Annotated in this window: 5 protein-coding genes; 3 read left to right on the forward strand and 2 right to left on the reverse strand. The window is 38.5% G+C overall.

The features are described from left to right. Positions 1-67: 67 nt before the first annotated feature. Positions 68-11,578 (forward strand): Calx-beta domain-containing protein, encoded by an 11,511-nt coding sequence (locus ABVT42_RS02400; RefSeq protein WP_353873511.1) that lies wholly within the window; start codon positions 68-70, stop codon positions 11,576-11,578. Between the two features lie 9 nt (positions 11,579-11,587). On the opposite strand, the gene ABVT42_RS02405 is transcribed toward ABVT42_RS02400, so the two are convergent. Together ABVT42_RS02405 and ABVT42_RS02410 are read right to left on the reverse strand one after the other, a co-directional pair. Then, positions 11,588-12,826, reverse strand: coding sequence for a response regulator (locus ABVT42_RS02405; protein WP_353873512.1), 1,239 nt, complete (start codon positions 12,824-12,826; stop codon positions 11,588-11,590). A gap of 1,257 nt (positions 12,827-14,083) precedes the next feature. Further along, positions 14,084-16,945: a TonB-dependent receptor plug domain-containing protein gene (locus ABVT42_RS02410; protein ID WP_353897932.1), complete on the reverse strand. Its 2,862-nt coding sequence runs from the start codon at positions 16,943-16,945 to the stop codon at positions 14,084-14,086. A 473-nt stretch (positions 16,946-17,418) separates the two neighbouring features. Here ABVT42_RS02410 and ABVT42_RS02415 point away from each other — a divergent pair, with 473 nt between their 5' ends. Together ABVT42_RS02415 and ABVT42_RS02420 are read left to right on the forward strand one after the other, a co-directional pair. After that, complete coding sequence (locus ABVT42_RS02415) at positions 17,419-17,673, forward strand: L,D-transpeptidase family protein (protein WP_353897933.1); 255 nt, start codon at positions 17,419-17,421, stop codon at positions 17,671-17,673. 254 nt (positions 17,674-17,927) lie between these two features. Then, positions 17,928-19,823: a helix-turn-helix domain-containing protein gene (locus tag ABVT42_RS02420; RefSeq protein ID WP_353897934.1), complete on the forward strand. Its 1,896-nt coding sequence runs from the start codon at positions 17,928-17,930 to the stop codon at positions 19,821-19,823. The last annotated feature ends 225 nt before the right edge of the window (positions 19,824-20,048 follow it).

Genomic DNA, 20,048 nt, shown 5'->3' on the forward strand with positions numbered 1-20,048 from the left:
GATTGCTTGTCTTTGTGTGGTAATAGAGACACCTGTTCAGGTTAAACTTATAACAGGACTTGTTTTTATGAAAAACAGATGTAGTCGGTTAACGTTCACCTCTTCATTGCTTCTTTTCATTGTATTGTGTTTTGGATTTTTCCAATCGTTACAGGCTGCTCAGTTAAGTGGAACAATTAAAGATCATCTTGGTAATCCTATTCCCAACGCTTATGTCAGTTTGTATAAGGTTGTTGGTGGAAATAATCAACTCGTTCAAGCGGCTACCCAGGTCGGAGAAACAGGCAGCTATTCATGGACAGTTGATAATGGAGATTACATCCTTTTTACCAACTTTTACGCGAGTGATACTAATTTAAATCATGCACCATATTCTGCAACTTTCATCTCGTCAGATTTTAATGTCGCTGGCGATTTGGTTAAGGATCAAGTTTTCAATTTTTTAATTCTTACCGGAAAAACTGTCGATGCGAATAATGTTCCTATTGCGGGGGTTGAAGTTAAAACTAATAAAGATTGGTCCGGACCAGAGCAGGGAACTCAGGGAAAACTCTCTCGGTATAGTGTCGTTGTTGATAATGGGAGCAGTATATCTGATGCCAATGGTGATTTTACACTGCTACTTTTTTCGACAGACAGTTGTATTGCATCTAATTACTATGCAGATAGTAATGACTGTCTTTATGATATGACATTTATACCGCCGCAAGATAGTGGTTTTAATCAAGCACTGCAAAGTGATTATTCAATTAATGCAAATCAAACGTTAACTCAAGTCCTAACCTTTGATGATCAAACTGCAACTCAAATTATCGATGGTCCACATATTCAAAATATTTCAGATAGCTCGGCAACAATCGTCTGGCAAACAGATGAACCAGCCACCAGTCGGGTGAGTATTGTTGGTGGAAGTGTGTTTAGCGACAATCAATTAACAACAGCGCATAGCGTCACATTAACTGGCTTATCGGCCAATACCGCATATTCGATTAATGTCACCTCTAGCGATGCTCAAGGGAATACTTCGGTGGTAAAGTCACGTTTATTTACCACCGCTGCTCAAGCTGATACAACTGCACCGCAATTTACCGTTATGCCTTATGCTGCCGTAATCGATAATGATCAAATACTCGTTACCTTTTGTGCAAACGAAGCCATTTTGGGAAAACTTACCGTCGATGGTGTAGATCAGTTTTTTAATAATGCTAGTCAATGTCAGCAAGTTAAAGTGGATAATTTAATGGCAGATACAAATTATCAAATGACTGTGAGTATCAATGATGTTGCCGGTAATGGTCCAACGGTCAGTAATACACTGCAGATCACCACAAATGCGGCGGCAGATTCAGATTTACCGGTATTTACCAATCAACCGATTGTAATTGATGTGACTGACGATAGTGCGATTATCGTATGGACAACCAATGAACCAGCAACCAGTAATTTAAGTTATTCTTACGGCCAAAACTATGGTGTATACACTGATGAACGACTGGTAACTTTTCACAATGTTTTATTAACCGGACTTAATCCAGGAACCACTTACTTATTAACGGCCTCATCGGTTGATGCAAAAAATAATGGTCCCAGTACTTCTGAAAGTATCCAGTTGACAACAGCTGCACTGCCCGATACTAGTGCGCCTTTAATTATTGGTCGTCCGCTGGCTGAAGAAATGACAAATAGTCGAGCCACTGTACGCTGGCAAACCGATGAGTCTTCGACCACGTTAATGCGTTTTGGTACAACACAAAATAATTTGGATCAGAATATTTCAATTTCGGGTATGACAACCGATCATCAATTAACTTTGTACAGCTTGGCCGCTCATACGACTTACTATTATCAAGTTGAATCACAAGACCTGTCTGGTAACTTAACCACAAGTAGTACGTTCTCTTTTACCACACAAGCAAATTTACCAACCAATCATCTACGAATTTTCTCTGGACCTGTGATTGAAAATATAACCGCCAATAGTATCACGGTTAGCTGGCGAACCGATGTAAAAGCCAATAGCCGAATGGTTTGTGAAGCGATCGGTGGTATCAAAGAAGTTAATAAGTTTGACTATGTTAAAAATCATCGACTGACATTAACTGGACTCACTTTAAATACAGGTTATCGTTGTGCGGTTTACTCGACAGATATTGCCGGTAATACCGCACTTGAAACCGTTGCAATACGAACGGAGAAAGTGATTGATGTAACGTTACCCGAATGCTTGCAAGCTCCACAAATTCAAGGTTATGCAACGTTTGCCAATTTGTCTTGGCAAGCAACTGAACCCGTTTATGCCACGATTAATTATCGACAAGTAGGAACTGATGAGTGGCGTCAGCGTGGTGAGAAAAATCCCGCGCAGTCAGGTACTATTATGTTAACGGATTTACTTGCTGATACAAGTTACGAACAACAAATCAGCTTAACGGACCTTGCTGGTAATAGAAATAGTTGTGTTCAAGCTGAATTTAATTCTGGCACGACAGATAATATTCCGTTGCCTGAATTTGATATTGTTCCTTACCTCAGTGATATTACTCAAAGCAGTGCGATTGTAAATTGGACTACACAAGATTTGGCCAGTGCGCAAGTACGTTATGGATTAGCCAACAATAATTTAAATTTAACCCGCTCAGTCAGCGAGTTTAAATTAGCTCATTCACTTAACCTTACCGATCTACAACCAGAGACAACCTATTATTTGGTGGTTGATGTATTTAATGTTTCCGCACAAATAAACAGTAGTCATGTTATCGATTTTACAACACTACCACTACCTGATATTGAGGTGTCATTACCCAAAATCATTGCTGGTCCATATGTAATTAATATTACGGATAGCACGGCTGTTATTGAGTGGGAAACGGATAAACCGGCAACATCGAAAGTAACAATTGGTGCAACAGAAGTTGCACAAAATGACTTGGTTACTCAACACAGTATCGTATTAAGTGGGTTAGCACCGAATACCGAATATAATGTTCAAGTTGATTCTGTCGATGAAAAAGGCAATGCATGTTTACCAGGTAACACTCGCTTTAAAACACTGGCAATCGCTGATACAAAATTGCCGCAATTTACCGAAGGTCCACAAATCAGTGCTATCGATTTTGATCAATTTAATGTGTCATTTTGTATGAATGAACCTGTTACCGGTAAAATTACAGTAAGCGGTGTTGACTTTATTTTAAGCAACAGCAGTAAGTGTCATCAATTGACAGTCAACGATAGAGAACCTGCGACAACCTATACGGTGACTTGCAGTGGTAGCGACCTGGCTGGCAATGGTCCGGTTATCAGTAAACCAGTCCAAGTGACAACACGTGAAGAAATTGATATTAATAGCCCGCTGATTTTATCGGGACCAATCGTCGTTGATATTACTCAAACCACCGCACTGGTAAAATGGACGAGCGATGAAGTTGCAGACAGTGGTGTCAGCTATTCGATTAAAACCGGTGGCCCTAAAAACCAGTTAACCGACAAACAGTTGGTGACTGAGCATGAAATTTTATTGACAGAGTTATTGCCAGAAACAACTTATCAATTAACCGTTTCATCTACAGATGCTGTTGGTAATAGTCCGGTTGTTTCTTCTCCAGTAGAATTTACTACACAGGCATTACCCGATAACCAAGCACCTAAAATTATAACTGGACCCAATGTTGAAAATATTACGCAAAACAGCGCTTTTATATTGTGGCAAACTGATGAGCCTGCGACTAGCGAAGTTTTGTTAGGTCTTATGGCAAACGAATTAAATCAAATATTTACTTCTAATGGATTAGATACAGCACATGGTGTGCCGGTTAGCGCACTTGAGCCTGACACACTGTACTATTTTATTGTTCGCTCAAGTGATAGTACTAACAATACGGTTGCCAGTAGTGTTCACTCTTTTAAAACTCTGGCAATAACGCAAACGCCTGATACGCTGTTAATTGTCGCGGGTCCCACAATTGAATCTATTTCGCAGGATGCGCTATCTATTAGCTGGCAGACCAATATTAATGCCGATAGTCATTTGCAATGTCAGGGTGATCGTCTTAATGATCAAACCAGCGCGACAGACTTTGCTACTAAGCATTTACTAACGCTGACAGAATTGCCTGCAATGACTAGTTTACGTTGTACGATTACTTCGACGGATTTGTCTGGTCAAAGCGTCAGTGCGCAATTGGTTTTGACCACGGATGATTTACCTGATACGACTGCGCCCAGTTGTTCTCGTCAGCCACAGATTTCAGGGTTTGGTGAAACTGCCGATTTGACCTGGCAGGCTGACGAAGTTGCCAGTGCTATTTTTGAATATCGAATTGTAGGTTCAAGTAGTTGGCAGCAATGCGGAGAAGTTAATCTGGTTACTCAAGGTGCACTTGTGATCAATGATTTGACACCGCAATCCAGCTATGAATATCAATTGACACTTACTGATCAAGCGGGGAACACAAATACATGCGAAGCTTCACAATTTGAGTCGGGGCAAGTTGCCGATATGGTTGAACCAACCATTAGTGTACAACCCACAATTAGTGAAATTGGAGAACATCAAGCTACCGTTAATTGGCAAACTGAAACTCTAACTTGGGCAAAAATTAATTACGGTTTAGATCGAAATTCACTGGATAAAAATGTTTCGGTGAGTGAGCTGGCGCCGAGTCATAGCCGAACGTTGACCGACCTGCTGGAAAGTTCTGTTTATTATGTTCAGGTTGAAATTTATAACCAACAAGGTGAACTGACACTCAGCGAAATGGTTAATTTTATGACCAATCATCCAGTGACCGATTTCGATGAAGACGGCATTATTAATGAACAAGATAGTTGTCCATTTTCGCCAGACAGTGAACAAACCGATAGTGATAATGATGGTCTGGGAGATGCCTGTGATACCACAGATAATACTGATCCAAATAATGAGAGTGATCCAGGAACAGAAGTCGTTGTTCCCCCTGTATCGACTGGCGTAAATTTACGCGGTATCGTTACTGGAGAAGGTGCGCCAATTGAAGGCGCACGGGTTGCCTTATTTAATTCACAGCAGCAATTGCTTGGTTCCACCTCTACCACCGCAGATGGTGCTTATATATTTCAATTTTTAACGGCGGGAAATTATTTCATTAGTGCAACTCCGCCCATAGCCAGTGGTTTTGCAGCAACACCGATCCAGCCGATTACCATTGCTGAGCGTGATGTGATTCATTGGATCAGTTTAATCGGTGATGCGCTCAAACTCTCTGGTTATTTAAAAGATGCGCAAGGTCGAGTCATTGATAATGTACAAGTGAGTCTGCATCGACAAACGACAGGTAATCAGGTCGGTAATCCGGTTACCACTAACAACGAAGGGTACTTTGAATTTCCGGTTGCCCCTGATCGATATAAAATTCGCCCTGTTATTGACATTTATAGTGAAGTAACTAATCGGGTAATACCAGCGTACCCCGTGCCGGATTTTGCGGCGGTTTATTATGCTAGCGAAAATATTCAAATGCAGACAGATACGCAACTTGATGTAACTGTGCCATTTGCCATTTTATCGGGTGAAACCCAAGATAGTGGCGGTAACCCGGTAGCCGGTGTTGCTTTAATGATTGAACATCAACAGCAAAGCGAAACATTTAACTACTATTTAAAAAACTATGGTCGCGCCGCAGGCAGTTATGCGAAATCAGATGAAAATGGCCGTTTCAGCTTTGCAATATTTACTAATCAGGTAACGGATATTATTTTAGTACCTCCCTCTGATAGAAGTGATTTGGCGGCAACGACGATTAGTCAATATTCCATGACAGCCGATAGCAGCGAAACTTTTACTCTGGTCAATGGGGTGATGTTAACCGGTATTCTGCGAGATAGTGTTGGCCGCATAATTGACAATGTCGCACTCACTTTACATGAGCAAGATTCTGATCAGCAAATTGGTCGAGCCGTTTACACCGACAGCAATGGCGCATATCAATTTAGTGTTGCTCCAGGCACCTACAAAATCAAACCGCAAATCAGTCCATTAGGTAATAATGTTGGACAACCTGTTTATCCGGTTCCTGATTTTGCAGCGGTATTATTTGCACAAGATAATATCGTTGTTACTGGTAACACGACGCAGGATATAAGCCTGCCTTTGGCCTGGCTAAATGCAAACGTACAAGATACAAATGGTAATCCGGTTGCTGATACACAGTTAAAAATTAGTCATATCTTACATGACAATGCGAGAAGCTATTATTTAGAAAGCGAAGGAAAATCACTGCAAACCCACGCCAAAACCGATAATAACGGACAACTGCGAGTAGCGTTGTTTATCGATCAACCTATGAATTTAACTTTTCAGCCGCCACTTAATAATCGTCAACTGGCAACAACGCAATATAAGCAGTACACGATAAGTGGTGATACTACTGATACTTTTGTATTGTCACCCGCATTTACTCTGTCAGGACAATTAACCGACAGTGACGGTAATGTGGTTGATAATACCTTGCTCAGCATTCACGATGAAGTGACCAACCAACCGGTCGATGTTGCGGTAATAACCGATACTGATGGCAACTTCACATTTAAAGTAGCAGCAGGGCATTATAAAATTCGTCCCTATTTAAAATGGCTGTCACCCGAGCAAATCAACCAAAATGGTGATGCTCGCCAAAATCCGCTTTATCCCGTTCCTGATTTTGCGGCGGTTTATTACTTACCTGATAATATTTCGCTATCGTCCGACAGCTCACTGAATATTCAATTACCGATGTCGTTGCTGACCGGCCGCACCCTAGATGCAAACGGCGTCGCGGTACCCGATGTTAAACTAAGAATTGATCATGCCTATGCTGAGAATAAAAAAAGTTACTATTTAGAAAATCAAGGTGACTTAGCAGACAGTCATGGTATATCGAATAACAATGGGAATTTTTCTTTTGCATTGTTTAATAATCAGCAAATCGATATTGCTGTACTGCCTCCTGATAATTCAGGATTTGCGATCACCAATATTTCGCATCAAATTGACCAACCTACCAGCGAACATATTTTTCTGATGCATCAGAATACGCCGCCTAAAATTATTAGTGGACCGATAATTACCAGAATTAGTGATCGTTCAGCTATTGTTGTTTGGGAAACGGATAAACCTGCGCGTGGTGTCGTTGAGGTTTCAAATGGATTGCGTTTTGAGTCAACTCGGTTAACCACTTATAACTGCATTGTGCTATGGGAACTGACGCCTGCAACAAACTATGATGTCACAGTGTATTCATTAGACAAAGATAATCAAACTTCGGATCAAGGAACAACTGATTTTACTACATTAACTAATCCGTATACGCAACCACCGTTGTTTGTCTCTGGGCCTGATGTCTCTCAAATTACCCAAACCTCATTTGAAATTTCATTTTGTGCAGATGGTCCAGTCGTTGGCACAATAACGGTTGATGGTGTGCCGTATACTCTCGATAATCTTGATGTTTGTCATCAGCTGTTGATTGAAAGTCGTGATCCTAATACGGCTTATGAAGTCAGTGTTGCAATAACTGATGAATTAAATAACGGGCCTACTGTTAGTGATCCATTTACGGTAACAACGTTACCAGTTCCAGATATTGAGCCGCCACAAATTTTGCTAATGCCAATTGTCATTAATATTTCTGACACTGAAGCGACTGTGTTATGGAATACTGACGAGCCTGCAACCAGCGGCGTTTCATATAATGATGGAGAGCAATATCATGTTGTTACCGAAGATACATTGGTAACCGAACATGTAATGCATTTAACTGATTTAACACCAAATACGACATATACCTTAACGGCCTCTTCAACTGATGCTGCGGGTAATGGGCCGACGTTAAGTGCGCCAATCAGTTTTACGACGTTAGCCAATGATGATACCGCCGCGCCGATAATTTTAGGTGTCCCGTTAATTCAAAATATTACTCATCAAAGTGTGGTGATTCGCTGGCAAACTGATGAGTCTGCAACGACTATGGCGTTAATAGGATTATCGCCTGATACGCTTAATCAAGTTGAAACCAAGAGCGGGCTGCGAACCTTGCATAATTTACCGATTACTGGATTACTATCAGATACGCTGTACTATTTTCAAGTGCAAACACAGGATGCGGCTGGTAATACTCTAAGCAGTGAAATATTTTCTTTCCGTACTAAAGTTGTTGGGCACCAAGGTGATCCGCACTTTATGCAACAACCACAAATTGAGCAATTAACCGATAGTAGTATAACCGTCAGTTGGGAAACCGATGTCAATGCTGACGGTCGACTGGTGTGTGTAAATAGTGCTGAAACTCGACAAGTCAGTCACCAAAAGCGAACCAAAGATCATTTATTAACCTTAACCGGATTAACCAGTAACACAGTATATGATTGTACCGCTTACTCGACGGATCAAAAGGGATATACCGCTAGTCAACCGTTAGATACGCAAATTCAGCCTGCAACTAATTTTTCTGCCAACGCTTTATTTAACAAGCAACAGCGAGCGTCGGGATTTATTTCTCGTTTAGTGACAGATAATTCGGCGCCAAATCTGATAGGTTCTCCAACGCTTCATGGGTACGGCGATTTAGCATCGGTGGTGTTAAACACTGATGAATTAACCGGTGTATTAATTTATTTTAGACAAGCAGGGCAAACTATCTGGCAACAAATGGGGACACTACAAACCAGTAAAACCCATTTTATTGTATTAAGTGGTTTAACGACAGCTACTTCCTATGAGTGGTACTATGAACTAGCCGACCTTGCAGGTAATCGAATGCAAAGTAGCTTGATGTCTTTTAATTCGGGCAGTCGCAGTAATCTCGTGCTACCACAATTTTCAATTGCTCCTAATTTAATTGAGGTAACTCAAAATGCTGCAACATTGAGTTGGCAAAGTAATGATTTTGTTTTTGCTCAAGTTAGTTACAGTACCAACGCAAATCAATTAGTTGAGCGTGAAGCAAAAGCCAATGCGCTCACTAATGCTACAGTGCGATTGGTTCGACTAAATTCGGCGACCAATTATTTTGCTCAGGTGACATTATTTAATATTGCTGGACAGCAAGTGTCGAGTGAGCTGATTCAATTGACGACATTAGCCGCTAATGACACGGTTGATAGTGATGGTGATGGCATGACGGATAGTTGGGAGGTCGAATATCAGCTCAATGCACAAGATGCCAGTGATGCTGCATTAGATAATGATAATGATGGACTCAGTAATTTGCAGGAGTTTACCGCAGGTACTGATCCTAATAATGCGGATACCGATGGTGATAGTGTGGTTGATAGTGAGGATGTTTTTCCGACAGATCCGACAGAGTGGCTCGATACCGACAATGATGGTATCGGAGATAATAGTGATCCGGGGGAGTTTAATGTTGAATTTGAAAGTTATCAGGTGAATGAGAACTCTGCGAGTGTCACGCTAAAAATAACACGTAGCGCGGGAGCGCATGGTAATGTCACTGTAGATTATTACTTGCAGGATGACTCGGCGACCGCCAATGTGGATTATCAATTTAAAACCGGACAGTTACAATTTGCTGATTTACAAACAGAACACTCTATTAGTTTGAATATTATTGATGACAATATCTATGAAGGCAACGAACGTTTCAATTTCATCTTAAATAATCCTAAGCAAAATAGTTCGGTAGGTGAAAAATCTGCTGCCCAAATTAATATTGTTGAAGATGATGCTATCCCTGTGGGTGGGCTACTATCGTTTTCTGCTGAAAGTTATTTGGTTAATGAAAATCAATCGTCTGTTACGATAACTGTAAATCGAACTCAAGGTGATGCAGGTGAAGTCAGTGTTGATTACTATACGCTTGATAGACTTGCGACTGCTAGTCAAGATTATCAAGCGGCTATTGGCACCTTAATATTTGCTGCAGGCGAAACTAGTAAAACGTTTATTGTACAACTGTTTGATGATGATTTGTATGAAGGACATGAGAACTTTGATGTTTATTTAGCACAGTTTAATGGTGCTAGTGCTGGTGATAACATTCGCACGCAAGTCAGAATTAGTGAAAATGATAGTGCACCTTTAGGTGGACAACTTGAGTTTGCCGAAGTGCACTATGAAAAACGAGAAGATGCAGGAATTGTCAATGTATTAGTACGGCGTATTAATGGCAGTGAAGGTGCTATTCAGGTTGACTGGCAAACCGAAAACGAATATGCAACGGCGGGCGATGATTTTAATGCGGCTAATGGAACACTTTATTTTGCTGATGGTGAAACCGAAAAATACATTAGCGTGGCGTTACGGGATGACTTGACATATGAAGGTGATGAGTTCTTTAGTATTTTACTCAGTAATCCGCAAGGCGATACCGTACTTACTGCCAACCGTAAATCGAGCATTGTGATTAAAGAAAATGAGCTACCGCCTATTGCTGGAAGTTTTTTATTGAGCGGTAGTGAGTTTTTTGTTAATGAAAATGCTGCAAGTTTTATGGTAACTGTTGCGCGTATCAATGGATCTACGGGCGCAGCGAGTGTTCGCTTGGTTGGTGAAAATATCTCTGCACTAGCCGGTATTGATTATGTTACCGTTGATCAGGTATTAAATTTTGCTGATGGTGAAACTATCCAAATGGTAACTGTTGAAGTGATTGATAACAGTGAGTTTAATAACAATAAGCGCTTCAATTTGCACTTGCAGGATGCTACTAATGACAGTGTGGTCATACATCCGAAAAAAGCAACGGTGAGCATTATGGAAAATGACGCCACGCCTGCTGCAGGTAATTTTCAATTGAGCGGAAACAATTATAGCGCACTAGAAAATACTAATAGTACGCCGATTACCATTAATCGTGTTAGCGGTAGTTATGGACAGGCGACGGTTATATTACAGTCGATTGCTGAAACGGCGCAAAGTGATATCGATTTTACCGCCTTAAATGAGCAGTTAATCTTTGCTAATGGTGAAACGACTAAAACGGTTAATGTAAATCTAATCGATGACAATAACTTTGAAGGTAATGAAACTTTTATATTGCAGTTAGTTGAACCGTCAGGTGCAAGCGTAATTGTTGATCCTGCTCAAGCAATATTCACCATTTTGGAAAATGAAGCCTCACCTCCCTCTGGTGAATTAAGTTTTATTCAAACTGGCGAACTCACCCTGTCAGAATCTGTTGGTCGCTTTAGTGTTACGGTACAGCGTAATAATGGTGACTATGGTGAATGTCGAGTTAGCGTAGCAATTTCACATGGAACAACCAATGCCAGTGATTTTTCTGGTGAACTATCAACTGAAATTGATTTTGCCAATGGTGAAACAACGCAGTCGATTAGTTTTTCCATTACTGATGATATCATTGATGAAAATAATGAGCGCTTTAATATTACCTTGGCGAGTGTGCAAAATTGTATGCTTGGTACAGTTAACCAGATTACAGCAATAATTACTGATAACGATGAAACGGCTGTTAGCGAACCGAATACCAGCGACTCCTCATCTGGTGGCGGTGGTGGTGCGATAAGTGGTTGGTTGATACTCTGGTTTTTATTCTCGATTTTAACCTTAAGATATTTTGAAGTTAGACAATATCGACGATACTAAAACATAAATTTAAAAGAGTTCAATGTCGTTAATATCTTCTTGTGGCGAATCTTCTTTTTGATTGAGTTTCTTGCGAGCCAACATACTTTTAACATGGTTAGATTGGTTTTGTATCATGGACTCCAAGGAATTCATAATCAAATCAAAAGAGGATTTTATATCATCAATGTTATCCCCATAATCAAGCATGGCGTGAACTGAATTTTCAATTGAATCCATTAAAAATTTTTCCTGGTCATCATCAAGTCCCATGTTTGGTAGTGCAGCATTTAAACCATACATTAATAATCGGGCAATCTCACTGGCTTCGTTTTGTCCTGCAATCAACGAACTAGTTAAATCGGTCAATGTCGATTTAATGGTATCAAAAGACTGGATCATATATTCTGTTTGTTTTTTTAATTGAATTTCTGACTCAATTTCATTAATTTTATTGTCGACACTGCTAATGATAAATGGAAGAAGATCTTTTAGTTGACCATAAAATTCTCGATTTTGCAGCGGCATATTTTTTATTAAAACAGAAATATTAGGGTAGTTAATTTGCGTGCGACAACCAAAATCAAAAAAGCGAGGTTGTTTAAGTAACAGTTTCATTAACTCTTTTTCTAATGGCTTAATATTATGCTTATGTGAGAAAAACTCATACACCTCTTGAAAGCGATACATGACACAATATTTCAACCCCATTAAAGAAAGAAATTCTCCCAAATGAATAAGTAATTCCTCAATATCGCCGATCTTTATGCATGAATCAACAAAGTGTATTGCTTGCCCCAATCCACTGTTATCAGTCAAAGCTTGCATAGCAGTCACTTCTGCTAACTCAACACGACCTTGCAGTGATTTTTCAAGGCGACGATGGCGTATTAAGATATCCATTTTGGCGAGCAACTCTTCTTTTGACCAAGGTTTTACCAAGTAGTCGTCTGCTCCACTTTCAAAACCTTGCAGGCGAGAGCGCAAATTAGATAATGAAGATAAAAAAATGATTGGTGTAGATTTGGTTTCATCAATTTGACGAAACTGATCGCAGGTTTCGTAACCATTTTGCCCCGGCATATCTACATCTAAAAGAATGATGTCAGGCATGTTTTCGACGGCTTTCTCTATCCCTTGAATGCCATTAGCTGCCTGTATTATTTCAAATTCTGGTGCTTTTAATGCTTGAGTTACGGCCTTGCGTGCAGTAGCGTCATCGTCAATTACCAATACTTTTACAGGGTCTTCGACTTCTGATACGGACATCGCGGATTCAAAATTTTCCTTTTTACATAACTGATATCAATATTAATAGACCATCCGTTATAAAATTGCGAACTCTAGTTAGTTGCACGAATGAATCTATTATTAATCTATAACGCAATTGAACGATAAAAATAAATTAACTTAATGTTTATTTGATACTAAAAAATCAATCTCAAATTTTAATATATGAATCCGCTATAAATGATTTTTTGTTTATACTTTTTATCTTTATAAATGCTTTATTTGTTATATGAATTTTAAGTTTATAGAATCAAATGAATTAATTGTTCAGACTTTCTCGACAAGCAAAGGATCGTTTTCTTTTTTTGCGTAAAATCCAATGTGCCTGTCTTCGTTCAAGGTGTTTTGCGATAAGAGTTAAATTATATTTATAATATTTTGAGATTTGCAAAAATCTGACATGTAAAAAAACTCACAAAATATAGCGATACCATATTATCGAATGATTAATGTCGGATACATTTTATCCCGCAAGAGGACTACGACAACCATAAGCTATTAGACAAGGATAACAGGATTTAGTGAATGATCTAATAGCACTCTTCATAGACAACCAATCTTCCAGGTTTAGCTAACTATTGCTTTAACACAAAGCGGCTTCGTTGTGCGTCATATATTTGATGGTGTGTTTTGCATTGAATAGTAAGTTTGAGTCGTAGCGACACCTTAAGCCGATAGGCCATCTAATCACAGGAAGATTAAAGTTGAATCATTGGTTTTCTTAATCACTTTTTTTGGTTAAGAAAAAAGAACATATTTAACTCAACCGTTTAAGGAAGTTAAGGAGCAAGCATGTCTCAATCACTATTGTTAATCCGCGCTTTATAAAACTCGGCCGATTAAAATTGCCAGTGGTCGAATGGTGACATTTAATCTATCAGGTTATCACATTGCCTTTAAAGATAGCATCATTAAAAATCCTGTTTCTTATAAAAACTTTGGACCTAATGTTAATATTTATTCTGACGCTGTGTTTGAGCGTTATTATTCCTTTCTTTACGCCAACCGTTGGTGAACAGAACGTTACATCGGAAAAAATAAAGAGGTAGGAAGTGTTAAAGTTATTGTTAGAACTTATTGGAGACCATATAAAGATTTAACACTCAATTTCACTAGAATTAATCAGTTTCTTGATGAAATAATTGAGCATAATTATAAATTAAAAATGAAAATCAAGCTTTATAAGGTAAAAAAAACACCACTAAAAGTGGTGTTTTTTAGTGAGATTAATAGGTATTAAAACTCATACTTCACGCCGACAGAATAAGTACGACCGATTGCATCATAAATATTTGATCCCATTTGCATACCAGGTAACTTTTGTGGTCCTTTATTACCTAGATTATTAATGCCTGCATAAATCTCTGCATTATCATTGATCAAGTATGCGCCACGTAAATTAATGTAGGTGACTGAGTCAATATGATTTTCAGGATAAAGTTTATCACCACTGTCAGATGGTAAGCCAATTCGGCTGCTGCCGATATAATTAAATATTAAACTGGCATTCCATTCTTCTTGACGATAAGTTGTTCCAAAGTAAGCACGGGTTTTGGGGCTACCTTGAACATTAACACCTTCGAGTATTTCATCAGGTTTTTTCTCATTCAATACTTGATCACGCTGGCCGTAGTAACTACCAACGAAATTGAATAATACCGAACCCGCGCTTAAATCGAGAGTGTAGTTCATCTCTAAATCAAATCCATTAGCGTTCAGTTTAGCAACATTCACTTGCTGATTAATCAATTTTGAAATCTCATGTGTTGTCGCATCACGTTCAAATAGTGCACAGAAAGGATTTTCAGCCATATCGGCAAAATCATAACAACTATTTAAAATTTCATTGTTGCTTGGCGTTGATATGGCGTTATCAATCACAATATCCCAATAGTCTAAACCAATCGAGAAGTTTGGCGATGGCGTAAATACAACACCTGCGCTACTGGTCGTTGATTCTTCGGCTTCTAGATCTGGATTACCCGAGGTGTAAGTTGGGGCTTCACCACCATCATGGAATGATACCCAGTCCGTTGGAATATTTTCTGATGCACAGTTAGCCTTACGTTGATCGGTGTTTGGACCGGAATTGATATAGGTTAATGAGCAAGGATCGTTAATTTTAACTGGGCCAATAATTAGTGGTTGAAATAACTCACCAATATTGGGCGCACGAATAGCCAACCCAGATGTAGCTCTGAATCGGAATTGGTCGTTGATTACCCAGTTAAGTCCAAGCTTATAGGCTGTTTGTCCACCAACCGTACTATAGTCTGAGTAACGTGCTGCTGCTTCAAGCGTTAATTCTTGCGCATATTTTGCGTCTGATAAAATGGGAATTAATATTTCACCAAAAACTTCTGAAACATCATATTCACCTGATTGACCAATTAACCCTCCGCCATAGTAGGTATTAAATAAAATACCTTTACCATTACTGTCTTCACGAGTTAAATCTTCATCGTGAGTCGTTTTACTTTCTTCTTTACGATACTCAAGACCCGCAACAAATTGAACGGTGCCAGCATCGAGATCGAACAAGTCGCCATTAATGCTAAAGTTTGCGACTGACTGAGTTAATTCACCGCGAGTGGCATTGTCATCATTTAACCAGGCTGCGGCTTCGGGTGATACCGATTTGTATCCAAATGGATTAATTGGCACACAACCGTTACTGGTATCAGCACACACAATATTGCCGCTACCATCTGTCACCGTGTTAATACCTTGGAAGAAACGATCAAGATAAGCAGAGTGTGTGCGTAATTCAACATCGGTTTGACCAAATTGCATACTGAAATCGTAATCAATCGTATCTGTTAACTGGCCCGATGAACCTAACACAATTTGAAAGCTATCAAATTTATTTTCGATGGTGTTATCAAAACCATTATATGCTTTATTGACAAGCACGCTGGTAATGCCCGCATCGTCCATTGCTGCAGTAATGTCAGGATATTGTGCGAGATAAGGGTTATCTCTTAATATTCGGGCTTGTGGTCCATAAAATCCATCAGACAATCCACCTTGATATTTACTGTTACCAACAGTTTGCGAATATTTTAATTGGGCAAATAATTCATGTCCGTCAGCATCATAATTGGTCACTATGCTGGTTAACATGCGTTCTGTTGGTACGCTTAAGTAGTCATAATCATGCGTTTTAAAAGAGTCGCCACCTTCACAAACAATCCCTTGACAATTTCCAACGATAAAGTCTCTGTTAGTGCCATCAGGATTAAATGTTTGGGTTGGTAATGCGCCAATATTCGTGGTATACCAGCCATACTGTGAAACGTAACCTTCACGGCTCAAAGGACTAAATCCCAGATCGTAACCAATACGCAACATGGGAACATTATACCCAGGCACATAACCTTCAGCATTAACCCAGCCAAGTTCAACATCAGACCAAGAGCGATCAATCGCCATAACGCCTTTGCGATCGGTGTAATCCAACGAGAACATAACATTGCCTTTGTCTTGGGCAAATGAAGTACCGGTTAAAAGACTGAGTGTAGAGGTTTCTCCATCGCCTTCAGCGGCTTCGCTGTATCTGACGTCGGCTTTAAAACCGTTATAAGATTTTTTTAAAATAAAGTTCACCACACCAGATACTGCGTCGGCCCCGTAAACTGCACCTGCTGCACCAGTGATGACTTCAACACGCTCGATCATTTGTACCGGAATACTGCCTACATCGACCGAAGTATTGCTGAGTGAACTACCAACATGACGACGTCCATCAACTAGTACCAGCGTTCTTTCTGTCCCCAGACCACGCAGGTTAGCCAGCTCAAGTCCTGCACTGGGATCGCCTGTTCCGCTTGAACCACTGCGTGCGCCAACACTGCCGGCAATAGCCGGTAAGCTATTTAAAATGTCGCCGGTATTCGTAAAACCTAATTGTTCAATCTGTGAAGCACTAACCACCGTTGTTGGTACTGGTGCCGCAGCCGTTGAACGTTGTAATCTTGAACCGGTAATTTGAATTACCTGTTGTTCAGATTCACTATTATCAACTTCTTCCGCGATTGCTGGTAAAGCTGATATGCTGGCTAATATAGCCAAGCTGATTTTTGAAAATTTAAAACTCATATTGTCCCCTACAAAGTGTTCATAGATAAGGTTGGTATCGCTTTTATTTATTGTTTTTTTAAAACGCTAATTCTAAAAAAGTAAAAATAAAAAAATAAAATTAAATTTTTATTGATGCTGATGTCAAACGAGAGCTTTATTAAGTTACATCCCAAAAGCAAATATCGAAGATACCTAGCGGATTTTTTTTAATCAAACTCAAATAACTGATGGATTGTTTGCAGAAATTAGAATAATTTTTGGGTATAAGAATTCAATGAAATTTCAACGTTAATCAAATTTTTTATCATGATTTTTCACATTGGGAAAATCATGTCAATCAAAAAAATGAATGTATTTTTAACAACAAAACAAATTTAAAGAAAATTATCTTGGCGATAAACTTGTCCGTTTAAATCTGAAAAAATTAAATTGCTTAAAATTATTGATCGTTCCAAGTACCTGATAAGTTACAAAAATCATGAAGGATATTAGTGACGCACAAAATATCTTTAATGTTGCTGGCGATAAATGTCTATGATGTGAAATCTGCAGTTATATTAGTTCAAGTATTTAAATCAACTGGACAAATGCGCTTGCTAGAAAATGACAAAGTAATACAACAGTTTCAAGTTGCTCTGGGTTCAAATTCTCAAGGACATAAACAACGAGAAGGCGATCAAAAAACACCCGAAGGTCGTTATATTTTAGATTATAAAAAAAGAAGATTCATCCGCAGTCGGAAGTAACTTCCAAATTCTTTTACTATTGATTTGGGTTATTTGTGTCCTCTCTGTATAACTGAAGTTGTTATTTCGATTTTTCTACGGTAAATGGTGTACTTCAGCTCAATCAAGCCGAAACTTTAATTACAGAAAGATTAAGTGATCAGATTAAAGTTTCTAGTTTAAGTCAATATGTTGCTGACGAAAAACGACAAAAAGCCATATTTGACTTTTCTACTAAACCGACACTAAAACATAACGATGAATTAACTTTACTGTTGGCGCCGGTAGATTTTTGCGCCATACATGATGTGATTGTTGAGTATCGTATTGATGGCGGTGACTGGTTAACCGTGAATAACTGGCGTTTAAATCTAAAGCAAAGTCAATTTTTGAATAATAGCGCACTGGTTGAGCTGCGCAGCAAAAACAAACAAGCTACAAAATTTCACAGTCAAAACAAGATTGATGGGATAAATCAGCTATATAAATATGATGTTAAATTTACTGTTCAAAGTGTCATTAAGGCAGGAGTGATTAATGTTTGGTTAGTGTTGTTTTTATTGCTAGGTACCACAGTGATTATTAGTTTGGCGTTTATGACCTACAAAAAAAGCCATAATAAGCCAGAGCAAGATAAGGGCGATTTTAAAATAAAAGAGTTGGCTTTACAGCAGCAAAGCTTTATCACTAAAGAAATAAGTTCAGAAACTTGTTTGTTTTATTTACATCTTCAATCCTATATAGCGTTTAATCCTGCATATAGCCAGGTTCGGTTGCAGGTTGGTCAGTTGGTTAAATTGTTAGCTGATATGACGAATGAGCTGGCCCAATATAGAAATTTGGAAAAAGAAATTGAAATAAGTGAAATAGTTAAAGATTATATTCATCAATATCTTGCTGAGTACTTACAAATCCTACCGCAAGATTCTTGGTTAGAAATTGAAGAGGTATCTTCAAGAGTATCTTGTGTGCTTATTGAGCATCATTTTGCTTTGGTTAATGTACTCTTTAGTTTGGTTAAGCTCGAATCATCAAGCATCGCCTTGAAAAAAATAAGTCCTCGTAAAGCACAACTTAGCTTTGTTTCTAAATATACACTAGATGAAGCGGTCGACGCTGTGGTTTTTTTCGAGCTTTTTAAAATACTAGCACGTTTGCTTGTTAATATTGGTAATGAAACGGGGGTTAGTAGCGAGTTTACTTTTTCAAATAAAATACTGAGTTGGAAAATAGCTTTTTCTGCTATACAACGGTGGCGGCATCATTTGACTGCGTCACCCAATAATGTCAGTCAGAAAAAGATTGAATTGACACCGCTTGATGAATCTAATAAGAACAATAGTAAATTAATATTTATTAACCTGACACAAAATCACTTTGCCAATAACGAATTGAAGAAGTTATTTGAGCTGTATGAGTTTAAGACGGTACTGGATTATCATCATGACAATCGGAAAAAGAAATATGAGTTATCACAATTTCCATTTGTTATCGCTGTTTTTGAAGTGACTCAGGAGAGCTGGCAAGAAATAGAAGTTATTGCAAATGCCTCAAAATTTCCAGTCATTGTTTGCTATACTCGGTTTGAAGCCGGTTTGAATTTAAGCAAGTTAGATAATGAACATGTATTATTATTAACATTATCACCAGACTCTTCCGTATTAAACGCCATCGTACAATTTAATTTTTTGCGTTACCGTTCAAAACAAAAAACTGAGAGTGTAACGAATTTAAACGCAGATGAATATTACCTATCTAATCAGCGGAGCCGCCATGAATGTAATTATCAAGAAAAGACTTTTGATAATGAGCGAGGAAATATAAGAACGGCTTCAATGGAAATGTTGCTGGTTCGACTTGATGATTATCTAGAGCAGCATTATGCAGATGAAACGTTGGATGTTGAAAAGATTGCATTTGCATTACAATTGAGCTCACGACAGTTGGGGCGAAAACTCAAGCAAAACCTAAATCTTACAACTGCAGAATATGTACGCCAATTTAGATTAAATCGTTCACTAGATTTACTGAGAGAAGGTTATTCAATAAATCAGGTATTTAAAATGACTGGTTTTTCTACAAGAAGTTATTTTTCAACTTGTTTTAAAAAATACTTTAAGGTGTCTCCCGCACAATTTAATTTGATTAAAAATAAAACGATGCTTTCTTAGTAGATAGAATTCAACTTAATTTGTGTGCCAATTTCATTTCATAAAAATTGTCGTTACATACAAAATAAAATCTAAAAAATATAAAGTCATCTGTTATTCTAATTTTTTCAAAAATTAGTTAATTGATTTTTTGTAGTCAAAAAGTGATTTGCCTGAATTGTTAATATTTACATTTTAAAAATGATAAAATTTAAATTGGTTTTCTAGATATTTTGTCGCAATTCT

This window comes from Aliikangiella maris, assembly GCF_040719265.1.
Classification (GTDB): Bacteria; Pseudomonadota; Gammaproteobacteria; order Enterobacterales; family Kangiellaceae; genus Aliikangiella; species Aliikangiella maris.

Coding starts and splice junctions, on each gene's coding strand:
- ABVT42_RS02400 (WP_353873511.1), top strand. CDS start 68: ATGAAAAACAGATGTAGTCGGTTAACGTTCACCTCTTCATTGCTTCTT.
- ABVT42_RS02405 (WP_353873512.1), bottom strand. CDS start 12,826: ATGTCCGTATCAGAAGTCGAAGACCCTGTAAAAGTATTGGTAATTGAC.
- ABVT42_RS02410 (WP_353897932.1), bottom strand. CDS start 16,945: ATGAGTTTTAAATTTTCAAAAATCAGCTTGGCTATATTAGCCAGCATA.